The 7,925-nt window shown below is 64.5% G+C and carries 10 protein-coding genes (1 of these 10 running past the window's edge); 7 read left to right on the top strand and 3 right to left on the bottom strand.

What is annotated here, in order from left to right; translation table 11 throughout:
• Positions 1-109: the 5' end (the start) of a tyrosine--tRNA ligase gene (gene tyrS / locus ACZ9C1_RS20860; RefSeq protein ID WP_110697522.1), read on the bottom strand. It extends 1,091 nt beyond the left edge of the window; only the first 109 of its 1,200 coding nucleotides appear in the window; the start codon lies at positions 107-109; the stop codon falls past the left edge of the window.
• 213 nt (positions 110-322) lie between these two features.
• On the opposite strand from tyrS, the gene ACZ9C1_RS20855 reads away from it, so the two are divergent.
• Positions 323-1,738, top strand: coding sequence for a peptidoglycan DD-metalloendopeptidase family protein (locus ACZ9C1_RS20855; RefSeq protein WP_277502573.1), 1,416 nt, complete (start codon positions 323-325; stop codon positions 1,736-1,738).
• Between the two features lie 4 nt (positions 1,739-1,742).
• Positions 1,743-2,834, top strand: a complete 1,092-nt coding sequence (locus tag ACZ9C1_RS20850) for an anhydro-N-acetylmuramic acid kinase (protein WP_476254337.1) — start codon at positions 1,743-1,745, stop codon at positions 2,832-2,834.
• A gap of 46 nt (positions 2,835-2,880) precedes the next feature.
• On the opposite strand, the gene erpA is transcribed toward ACZ9C1_RS20850, so the two are convergent.
• Together erpA and argC are read right to left on the bottom strand one after the other, a co-directional pair.
• Entirely contained in the window at positions 2,881-3,231 is a 351-nt protein-coding gene (gene erpA, locus ACZ9C1_RS20845; RefSeq protein ID WP_023629312.1) for an iron-sulfur cluster insertion protein ErpA, read from the bottom strand.
• A 145-nt stretch (positions 3,232-3,376) separates the two neighbouring features.
• Entirely contained in the window at positions 3,377-4,411 is a 1,035-nt protein-coding gene (argC, locus tag ACZ9C1_RS20840) for an N-acetyl-gamma-glutamyl-phosphate reductase (protein WP_023629311.1), read from the bottom strand.
• A 140-nt stretch (positions 4,412-4,551) separates the two neighbouring features.
• Between argC and hemJ the strand changes: the two genes are divergently transcribed.
• The 5 genes from hemJ (at position 4,552) to coq7 (ending at position 7,915) form a co-directional block, all read left to right on the top strand.
• Entirely contained in the window at positions 4,552-4,977 is a 426-nt protein-coding gene (hemJ, locus tag ACZ9C1_RS20835) for a protoporphyrinogen oxidase HemJ (protein ID WP_110697514.1), read from the top strand.
• A gap of 30 nt (positions 4,978-5,007) precedes the next feature.
• Entirely contained in the window at positions 5,008-5,964 is a 957-nt protein-coding gene (locus tag ACZ9C1_RS20830) for an NAD(P)H-dependent flavin oxidoreductase (RefSeq protein WP_110697512.1), read from the top strand.
• 51 nt (positions 5,965-6,015) lie between these two features.
• Complete coding sequence (locus tag ACZ9C1_RS20825) at positions 6,016-6,798, top strand: SDR family NAD(P)-dependent oxidoreductase (protein WP_110697510.1); 783 nt, start codon at positions 6,016-6,018, stop codon at positions 6,796-6,798.
• Between the two features lie 64 nt (positions 6,799-6,862).
• Positions 6,863-7,201, top strand: coding sequence for a histidine triad nucleotide-binding protein (locus ACZ9C1_RS20820; protein ID WP_011531867.1), 339 nt, complete (start codon positions 6,863-6,865; stop codon positions 7,199-7,201).
• 66 nt (positions 7,202-7,267) lie between these two features.
• A complete protein-coding gene (gene coq7 / locus ACZ9C1_RS20815; RefSeq protein ID WP_023629307.1) occupies positions 7,268-7,915 on the top strand; it encodes a 2-polyprenyl-3-methyl-6-methoxy-1,4-benzoquinone monooxygenase in 648 nt (215 codons plus the stop codon).
• The last annotated feature ends 10 nt before the right edge of the window (positions 7,916-7,925 follow it).

Raw genomic sequence — 7,925 nt, 5'->3', positions numbered from 1 at the left:
TGATGCGCAGCGGCTGGCCGCGCTTGAGCTTCTCCACCAGTTCCGACTCGACCAATACCTCTTCCGCACCGCGCTTGATAAGCGCCAGCTGCTCTTCAACCGACTTCATAGACAGACCCGCAACGCTAGGATTCAAGGGGAGCCAACCATACAAGATCGGCCATCAAATACAAGTTTCGCAACGGATTGTGACCCGAACGGCGCACCGCAACGTCTACGCGCCCTTGCGTGAGAATGGATTTGGTTATATTTTATACAGTTATTTCATCTTCATCATGTCATTCATCTTTTCCATTTCACCTTTTTCAAAGTCACCTTACCTATGACCAACGAAACGCCTAAAGCGCCCCCGCTTTATCCGAAAAGCCATCTGTTGGCCGCCAGCGGCATCGCCGCCCTTCTCAGTCTGGCTTTGCTGGTGTTCCCCTCCAGCGAAGTGGAAGCCAAGAAAACCACCCTCAGCCTGGAGCTGGAAAGCCCGGCCGAACAGCTCAAGGACGAGGCCAGCGGCGCCCCGCTGGTCCAGGCCGAACAAAACAGTGACTCGCCCTTCGCCCAGATCGAAGGCGCGGCGCCCGAAACCGCCAAGGCAGAACCCGCGCCTGCCCCTGCAGCCAAACAAGAGGACAAGGCCCCTGGCCACCGCGAAGTGGTCGTCAGCCGCGGCGATACGCTCTCGACCTTGTTCAACAAGGTCGGCCTGCCCGCCAACGTCGTCCACGATGTACTGGCCAGCAACAAGCAGGCCAAGCAGTTCAGCCAGCTCAAGCATGGCCAGGTGCTGCAATTCGAGCTGGACAAGGACGGCCAGCTGGCAAGCCTGCACAGCAAGGTCAGCAACCTCGAGACCATCCGCCTGAACCGCACCGACAAGGGCTTCGCCTTCGAGCGTGAAGTCAGCAAGCCGGTGGTGCGCACCGCCTACGCCCACGGCGTGATCAAGAGCTCGCTGTCCGCCTCCGCCCAGCGCGCCGGCCTGTCCCACAGCATGACCATGGACATGGCGCGCATCCTCGGCTACGACATTGATTTCGCTCAGGACATCCGCCCGGGCGACGAATTCGACGTGGTCTATGAGCAGAAGATGATGGACGGCAAAGTGGTCGGCACCGGCAACATCCTCTCCGCCCGCTTCACCAACCGCGGCAAGACCTACACCGCCGTGCGCTACACCAACAAGCAGGGCAACACCAACTACTACACCGCCGACGGCAACAGCCTGCGCAAGGCGTTCATCCGCACCCCGGTGGATTTCGCCCGCATCAGCTCGCGGTTCTCCGCCGGCCGCAAGCACCCGATCCTCAACAAGATCCGCGCGCACAAGGGCGTGGACTACGCCGCGCCACGCGGTACGCCGATCAAGGCTGCAGGCGACGGTCGCATCGAGCTCGCCGGGCGCCGTGGCGGCTACGGCAACACCGTGATCATCGCCCACGGCAACTCGTACAAGACGCTCTATGGCCACATGCAGGGCTTCGCCAAGGGCATCAAGACCGGCTCCAGCGTCAAGCAGGGGCAGATCATCGGCTACATCGGCACCACCGGCCTGTCGACCGGCCCGCATCTGCACTACGAGTTCCAAGTCAATGGCGTGCACGTCGACCCACTGAGCCAGAAAGTGCCAATGGCCGACCCGATCGCCAAGGCCGAGCGCCAGCGCTTCAACCAGCAGAGCCAGCCCCTGATTGCCCGCATGGATCAGGAAAAGGCCACTCTGCTCGCAGCCAACAAGCGCTGAGCCCATGGCGCTCTACCTGGGGGTGATGTCCGGCACCAGCCTCGATGGGCTGGACATCGCCCTGATCGAGCAAGACGAGCAGCTGCGGCTGCTCGCCACCCACTACATCCCCATGCCCATCGACCTGCGCCAGGACCTGCTCGGCCTCTGCGCCAGCGGCCCCGACGAGATCGCCCGTGCCGCCCTTGCGGAGAACCGCTGGGCCACACTGGCCGCCCAGGGCATCAACCACCTGCTGGACGCCCAAGGCCTGGGCCCCGAGGCCATTCGCGCCATCGGCAGCCACGGCCAGACTGTTCGCCATGAGCCGGCCCGCGGCTTCACCGTGCAGATCGGCAACCCCGCCCTGCTGGCCGAACTCACCGGCATCTGCGTGGTGGGCGACTTCCGCCGCCGCGACGTGGCGGCAGGCGGCCAGGGCGCTCCCCTGGTACCGGCATTTCACGAGGCCTTGTTCGGGCATCTCGGCCAGTGCCTGGCGATCCTCAACGTAGGCGGTTTCAGCAACCTCAGCCTGATCGAGCGGGAGCAACCGGTACATGGCTTCGACTGCGGGCCGGGCAATGTGTTGCTGGATGCCTGGATCGAGCGCAAGCAAGGCCAGGCCTTTGATGCCAATGGCGCCTGGGCGGCCAGCGGCTGCGTGCGGCACGGCCTGTTGAACGCGCTACTGAGCGATCCATTCTTCGCCGGCAGCGGCCCGAAGAGCACCGGACGCGAGGTGTTCAACCTGCCGTGGCTGGATGCCCACCTGGCCCGGCTACCCGCTTATCGCGACGAAGACGTCCAAGCCACGCTGCTGGAGCTGACAGCCCACACCATCATCGACTCGCTACGCCAGGCTCAGTCGGGGACTGAAGCCCTGCTGGTCTGCGGTGGTGGCGCCCGCAACGGCGTCCTCATGGCTCGCCTGGCCGCCCTGCTGCCTGGGGCGAAGGTTGCCAGCACCGCCGCGCATGGTGTGGACCCCGACTGGGTGGAGGCCATGGCCTTCGCGTGGCTGGCCCATTGCTGCCTGGAAGGCATTCCCGCCAATCGGCCCAGTGTGACCGCCGCCAGAGGCCTGCGTATCCTCGGCGCGATCTACCCCGCCTGAATGTAAAACGCCGCGCAAATGCGCGGCGTTTTTTTGCCCAACCTGATCAGATCGAGAACGACGAACCGCAACCGCAGGTGGTGGTGGCGTTCGGGTTCTTGATCACGAAGCGCGAGCCTTCCAGCCCCTCCTGGTAATCCACCTCGGCGCCGGCCAGGTACTGGTAGCTCATCGGGTCGACGACCAGTGCAACGCCTTCGCGCTCGACGATGGTGTCGTCATCGGCCACGTCCTCATCGAAGGTGAAGCCGTACTGGAAGCCCGAGCAACCGCCGCCGGTCACGAACACACGCAGCTTCAGCCGGTCGTTGCCCTCTTCGCTGACCAAGGTCTTCACCTTGTGCGCAGCCCCGGGGGTGAACTCCAAAGCCGTGGGGGTGAAGGATTCGACGCTCATGTTGATTCTCCCGGCGCAGTGCCGCCATAAAACTCGATGGGGCGTATTATCCGCTTGTCCGAGAAAATCGGTCAAGAATTGTGCGGCTTTAGTCGGCCCCACGAAAAAGGCCCGCACGCGGCGGGCCTTGGCGACGTACGCTGGCTTACGGCAGCAGGCCCGCGTGGGACAGGCCCATGCGCTCATCCAGGCCGAACAGGATGTTGAGGTTCTGCACCGCCTGGCCCGACGCGCCCTTGACCAGGTTGTCGATCACCGACAGCACCACCACCAGGTCACCGCCCTGCGGCCGGTGCACGGCGATGCGGCAGACGTTGGCACCGCGCACGCTGCGGGTTTCCGGGTGGCTGCCGGCGGGCATCACGTCGACGAACGGTTCATTGGCATAGCGCTTCTCGAACAGCGCCTGCAGGTCGACAGACGTGTCGGCGACCGTCGCATAGAGCGTGGCATGGATGCCGCGGATCATCGGCGTCAGGTGCGGCACAAAGGTCAGGCCGATGTCCTTGCCGGCTGCCTGGCGCAGGCCCTGGCTGATCTCCGGCAGATGACGGTGGCCCTTGACCGCATAGGCCTTCATGCTTTCACCAGCCTCGCAGAACAGCGAGCCCACAGCGGCACCACGCCCGGCGCCGCTGACGCCCGACTTGCAGTCGGCGATCAGGCGCGACGGATCGGCCAGGCCAGCCTCCAGAAGGGGCAGGAAGCCGAGCTGGGTGGCGGTCGGATAGCAACCCGGCACTGCGATCAGCTGCGCCTGGCGGATCTTCTCGCGATTCACCTCAGGTAAACCGTAGACCGCGTCCTTGAGCAACTCTGGGGCGCCGTGAGGCTGGCCGTACCACTTGCCCCACTCGACAGCGTCCTGCAGGCGGAAGTCGGCGGACAGGTCGATGACCTTGGTCCCGGCGGCCAGCAGCTCGCCGGCCAAGGCGTGGGCGACACCATGGGGCGTGGCGAAGAACACCACATCGCAGGCCGCCAGGGTCTTGCTGTCCGGAACGCTGAACGCCAGGCCGTCGTAGTGGCCGCGCAGGTTCGGATACATGTCGGCAACCGCCACGCCCGCCTCGGAGCGCGAAGTGATGACCGCCACTTCGGCCTGTGGATGCTGCGCCAGCAGACGCAGCAGTTCGACACCGGTGTAACCCGTGCCGCCGACGATACCGACCTTGATCATGACGCTTGCCCCTTATCAACGAGACCACTGGAAAGCGCACGATAATAGGGGGCCAAGGCGCCTGTAACAACTCTTGGGATGACCCTTCGGCCCCTTGGACTCTACTATCTGACGACCGTGAAAACCTGAAGGAACTCCCCATGCTCTATCTATGGATCAAGGCGCTGCATATCGTCAGCGTGGTCTGCTGGTTCGCCGGCCTGTTCTACCTGCCACGGCTGTTCGTCTATCACGCCCAGAGCCAGGACAGCATCAGCCTCGATCGATTCGTCACCATGGAGCGCAAGCTGTACCGGGGCATCATGAACCCGGCGATGATCGCCACCTATGTGTTCGGCGGCTGGATGCTGTACCTGAACCCCGGCTGGCTGAGCCAGGGCTGGCTGCACGCCAAGCTCACCCTGGTCGCGCTGCTCACCGTCTACCATCACATGTGCGGCGCCCAGCGCAAACGCTTCGCCGCCGGCACCAACACCCGCAGCCACGTGTACTACCGCTGGTTCAACGAAGCACCGGTGCTGATGCTGCTGGGCGTCGTAATTCTCGTGGTGGTCAAACCGTTCTGACGATATCCACCCGCCTACAGGAGTTTCGCCATGTCCCTGCCCGCCTCGCTCGCAAAACACCTGCGCTTGCCTCTGGTTGCGGCGCCGATGTTCCTGATTTCCAACCCCCGGCTTGTGCTGGCCTGCTGCGCCAATGGCGTGGTGGGCAGCTTCCCGGCGCTGAACCAGCGTGACAGTGCAGGGTTCAAGGCCTGGCTGGAGGAGATCGAAGCAGGGCTGGACGAACTGCAGGCACCTGCTCCCTATGCGGTAAATCTCATCGTGCACCCGAGCAACCCGCGTCTGCAGGCCGACCTTGCACTGTGCGTCGAACATCGGGTCCCCATCGTCATCACCAGCCTCGGCGCGGTGAAGGAGGTGGTCGATGCGGTGCACGGCTATGGCGGCCTGGTGTTCCATGACGTGACGACCCGTCGCCACGCCGAAAAGGCCGCAGAGGCAGGTGTCGACGGCCTTATCGCGGTGGCGGCCGGGGCCGGGGGCCATGCCGGCACCTGGAGTCCGTTCGCCCTGGTTGCGGAGATCCGCCAGTTCTTCGACAAGACCCTGCTGCTGGCGGGCTGCCTCAACCATGGCCACGAACTGCTGGCCGCGCAATTGCTGGGGGTGGACCTCGGCTACATGGGCACACGCTTCATCGCCACCCGCGAGAGCCAGGCCCAGGACGCCTACAAACAGATGATCCTGGGCGCAGGTGCGGCCGATATCGTGCATACCCCGGCAGTGTCCGGCATCCCCGCCAGCTTCCTGCGCCAGAGCCTCGAGCAGGCCGGGTACGACCTGGCCGCGCTCAAGAGCAACCACGAGGCCGGTAAGCTCAAGCCGCTGGACGAGGAAGCCAAGGCCTGGAAGACCGTATGGTCGGCCGGCCAGGGTGTCGGCGAAATCCATGACCTGCCCACTGCCGGTGACCTGATCGGGCGCTTGCAGGACGAATACCAAGCGGCCCTCGAACGCAGCCAGCAGCTGCGCAGCAACGCCTTGTAGCAAAACGGCCACGCTGTACACTAGGCGCCCCTTTCGCCCCAGGAGCCTTGCATGACCCGTTACGCCATGATCACTGGTGCTTCCAGCGGCCTGGGCCTGGCCCTGGCGGAGGCTCTGGCACGGCGCGGGCGCAACCTGATCCTGGTGGCACGCCAGCGCGAAACGCTGGAGCCGGTGGCCATCGAACTCACCCAACGCTTTGGCGTGGAAGTGCTGTTCCGTGCCTGCGACCTCAGCCAACCCTTGCGCCTGTCGGGCTTCGTGCTTGAGCTGGAGGAAGGCGAGCGGCGTATCGACCTTCTGGTCAACTGCGCGGGGCAGCGCACCTACGGGCCATTCCTGGCGCATGAATGGGCCGATGAGCAGGACCTGCTCGAGGTCAACATCCTCGCGCTCAGTCGCCTGTGCCATGCCATCGGCAACCTGATGGCGATCCAAGGTGGCGGGCAGATCCTCAATGTCGCGGGACTTGCCGGCGTCGCCCCCGGGCCGTGGATGGCCGCCTATGCGGCCAGCAAGGCCTATGTGCTGAGTTTTTCCGAGGCGTTGCGCGAAGAGCTGAAACGCACCGGAATCAAGGTATCGGTGCTGTGCCCCGGACCGGTGCGCTCCGCCAGACGTCGCATTCCCCGGCTGGAAGGCAACACCCGCTGCCTGAGTCCCGAAGAAATCGCCCTGTATACAGTGCGCGCCCTGGACAAGAACCGCGCCCTGATCCTGCCCGGCAGGCGCAACCGCTGGCTGGCCTTCGCCCCACGCCTGCTACCGCGCTGGCTGGCGCGCAAGCTGGCCGGCGTTATCCATCGGCGCTACTGCCCGGTCGGCATGGAATAGCCACTGGGCGAGCAGCGTCGGGCTCAGTACACTCAGCCCCGACAATCACCATGGAGCACGTGCTGTGGACGATCTATTCCTCAAAATCATCAACCGGGAAATCCCGGCGGATATCATCTATGAAGATGACCAGATCCTGGCCTTCAAGGACATTGCCCCAGCGGCGCCTGTGCATTTTCTGGTCATTCCGAAAAAACACATCCGCACCCTCAACGACCTGACCGAAGAGGACAAGGCCCTGGCCGGCCATATTCTGTTCACCGCCCAGCGTCTGGCCGTCGAGCAGGGCTGCGAGGAAGGCTTCCGCGTCGTCATGAACTGCAACCCGAAAGGCGGCCAGACCGTCTACCACATCCACATGCACGTGCTTGGCCAGCGCCAGATGCACTGGCCGCCGGGCTGATCCAAGGCAAGCCCGCCCAAGGGTATTGAGGTAGACTGTCGGGCATCACTTCAGCGGAGGTGCCCGATGGCTACCGAACGTCACTACTCGCCGCTCGACCGCTTGTTGCTGCAGGCCGATACCGCCATGCGCACCTTGCTGCCCTTCAGCGGCCAACCCGCCCGCCCCTCGCCGGCCATCGTCCAGCCGGACGCCGAGCTCGATGAGCAGCAGTCCCGCCATATCGCCGGCCTGATGCGCATCAACCACACCGGCGAAGTCTGCGCCCAGGCGCTGTACCAGGGCCAGGCCCTGACCGCCAAGCTGCCCCAGGTGCGCAAGGCCATGGAGCATGCGGCGGAAGAAGAAATCGACCACCTGGCCTGGTGCGAGCAGCGTATTCGCCAGCTCAACAGCCACCCCAGCGTGCTCAATCCGGTGTTCTACGGCCTGTCGTTCGGCATCGGCGCCCTCGCCGGGCTGGTCAGCGACAAGGTCAGCCTGGGCTTCGTCGCCGCTACCGAGCATCAGGTGTGCAAGCACCTGGACGAACACCTGGAGCAGATCCCCGAGAACGACGGCAAGTCCCGCGCCATCCTCGAACAGATGCGCGTCGACGAGGAACACCATGCCGAGTCCGCGCTGGAAGCCGGCGGCTACCGCTTCCCGGCGCCCGTGCGCTTTGGCATGAGCCTGCTGGCCAAGGTCATGACCAAGAGCACCTACCGTATCTGAGGTTTCCCCG

The organism is Pseudomonas sp. TE21435, assembly GCF_056279265.1.
This window is presented reverse-complemented; position numbering and strand designations above follow the sequence as displayed.